The sequence below is a fragment of the Roseomonas sp. TAS13 genome (assembly GCF_001950415.1).
GTDB classification, from domain to species: domain Bacteria; phylum Pseudomonadota; class Alphaproteobacteria; order Acetobacterales; family Acetobacteraceae; genus Roseomonas; species Roseomonas mucosa.
Genome location: NZ_BDLP01000564.1, coordinates 1 through 2,020, shown reverse-complemented (window position 1 = coordinate 2,020; position 2,020 = coordinate 1). Strand labels below are relative to the sequence as shown.

The 2,020-nt window shown below is 71.7% G+C and carries 2 protein-coding genes and 1 pseudogene; 1 reads left to right on the top strand and 2 read right to left on the bottom strand.

Features of this window, described 5'->3' with window-relative positions; genetic code table 11:
- Both ROTAS13_RS23615 and ROTAS13_RS23610 read right to left on the bottom strand, forming a co-directional pair.
- On the bottom strand, positions 1–306 hold a 306-nt coding region (locus ROTAS13_RS23615; RefSeq protein WP_253187755.1), incomplete at its 3' end, for a pseudouridine synthase.
- Between the two features lie 259 nt (positions 307–565).
- Positions 566–1,432 carry a branched-chain amino acid aminotransferase gene (locus ROTAS13_RS23610; protein WP_019459614.1) on the bottom strand — a complete coding sequence of 289 codons (867 nt, stop codon included), beginning with the start codon at positions 1,430–1,432 and terminating at the stop codon, positions 566–568.
- A gap of 321 nt (positions 1,433–1,753) precedes the next feature.
- Here ROTAS13_RS23610 and ROTAS13_RS23605 point away from each other — a divergent pair.
- A pseudogene (locus tag ROTAS13_RS23605) lies at positions 1,754–2,020 on the top strand (Ldh family oxidoreductase); the annotation flags it as partial.

The window sequence follows — 2,020 nt, the reverse complement described above, 5'->3', positions numbered from 1 at the left end:
CGCCTTACGGTGGAGCTGTGCGTAGATGTGATCAAGAGACAGGCTTTCGGCCAGGGGGCTGCCGAGCGCGACGGCCCAGTAGGTCTTCTCCGCCCGTCCGGCGGCAAAGAGCGCGCCGAGCGCCGCCAGCGCCGGCTTGGTACGGCCCAGGGCGAGGCATCCGGCGGTGTCGGCATCCAGCCGATGGGCCGGTTGCGGCAGATGCCGCTTGCCCTGTTGCAGCAGGGGCAGCCAGTCCTCCAGGCTCGGCTTGCCGCGCGGCCCGGCATGGACCGGCAGGCCGGCCGGCTTGTCGAGGATCAGCACCTCGCCATCCTGGTGCAGGATGCGTTGCGCCAGCCAAGACGGCGGGCCGTCGCCGGAGGACCGGGGCCGCGCCGTGTCCCGGTCGCTTCCGGCACGGGCGCGCCCATCCTGTCCCCGGTCCGGCTTCGCCCCGGCGCGCGGTCCGTCCCGCGACGGGGCAGGGCGCGGGTGGGTGACGCCGCTGCCCTGCTGCCGGCGGCTCAGGACCCGGTCCTCCGCTGGCCGGAGCAGGTCGCAGCGCCGCTGGCGCGGCTCTCCCTCAGGCGGCCTTCCCCGGCAGGATGCGCGAACCCTCGGCCCAGTCGAAATACAGCTTGCGCGCCTGGGCGGCGACCGGGCCGGGCTGCATCTGGTTGTCCTCGAAGCGCGTGCAGGGCTGCACCTTGCCGTAGTTGCCGGTGGCGAAGATCTCGTCCGCCTCGGCCAGCATCCGCGGCGTCACGGTGCATTCGCGCACCTCGCGCCCCGCCTCGCGCAGCAGGGAGATGATGCGGGAGCGGGTGATGCCGGCCAGGAAGGTGCCGTTGGCCGTGGGCGTCATCACCACCCCGTCCTTCACCATCATGATGTTGGAGGTGGCGAATTCCGCGACATTGCCGTCCGGGTCGCTCATCACCGCGTTCTCGAAGCCCTTCTCCTTGGCCCAGCGCACGGCGCGGGAGGAGTTGGGGTAGAGGGCCGAGGCCTTGGCATCGGTCGGCGCCATGTCGGCGGCGGGGCGGCGGTAGGGCACCATGCAGGCGGAGAAGCCCTTCGGCTCCGGCATCGGCGCGTCGTAGATCGACAGGATGAAGGTGGTGGAGGCCGGATCCGGGAAGGCCGCGCCGATGCCGGTGCGGATAAAGAACATCGGGCGGATGTAGAGCTCGGCATCCGGTCCCATGCGGCGCACGCCCTCGCGGCAGAGCTCCTCGATCTCCCCGGCGGCGATCTTCGGGTCCATGCCCATGTTGCGGGCCGAGCGGATCACGCGCTGGCAGTGCAGGTCGAGATCCGGCACCAGGCCGCGGATGGCGCGGGCGCCGTCGAAGACGATCGAGCCCAGCCAGAAGGCGTGGTCCATCGGGCCCAGAACCTTCGGCTCCTCGGTGCTCCACTGCCCGTCGTACCAGAACACGCCCGCCATGCGCCGAACTCCCGCGTCATGCTGTAAGGAAGGTGGCGAGCCTGCCATGCCGGGAGCGGGGGGTGAAGGCCCGCCCGGCGATTGCGGGAGAGCCATTCCCCGGACGAGGGGCTTCCGGGGGATGTCTTTCCCTTTTCGCGGGACTCCACGGCGGATTCCATCCCCGGCGCCGCCCCGGACCGGCCCTGGACATGCCTGGGCCCACCGGGACTTCTCCGGGCGTTCCCCGGGGATCTTCGCGCAAGGCCCCCGGAGGCCACGAAGGCAGGCCCGCGAGCAAAGCCCCTTGACGTGCTGCGCCGCGCGCGGCCCTAGGGGGGCATGCCGCGCATCAACACCGCCCAGGCGCATCTCCTGGTCCGCAAGTCCCTCGTCAATGCCGGGTCCTCCGGCATCATGGCCGGTGCCACGGCCCGTGCCCTGGTCGGGGCGGAGGCCGCCGGCTGGTCTGGCCACGGCCTGTCCCGCGTGCCGATGTACACGGGCTTCCTGCGCACCGGCCGGGCCGATGGCAAGGCGGTGCCGGAGATCCGCGCCGAAGCGTGGCTGTCTCTTGATCACATCTACGCACAGCTCCACCGTAAGGCG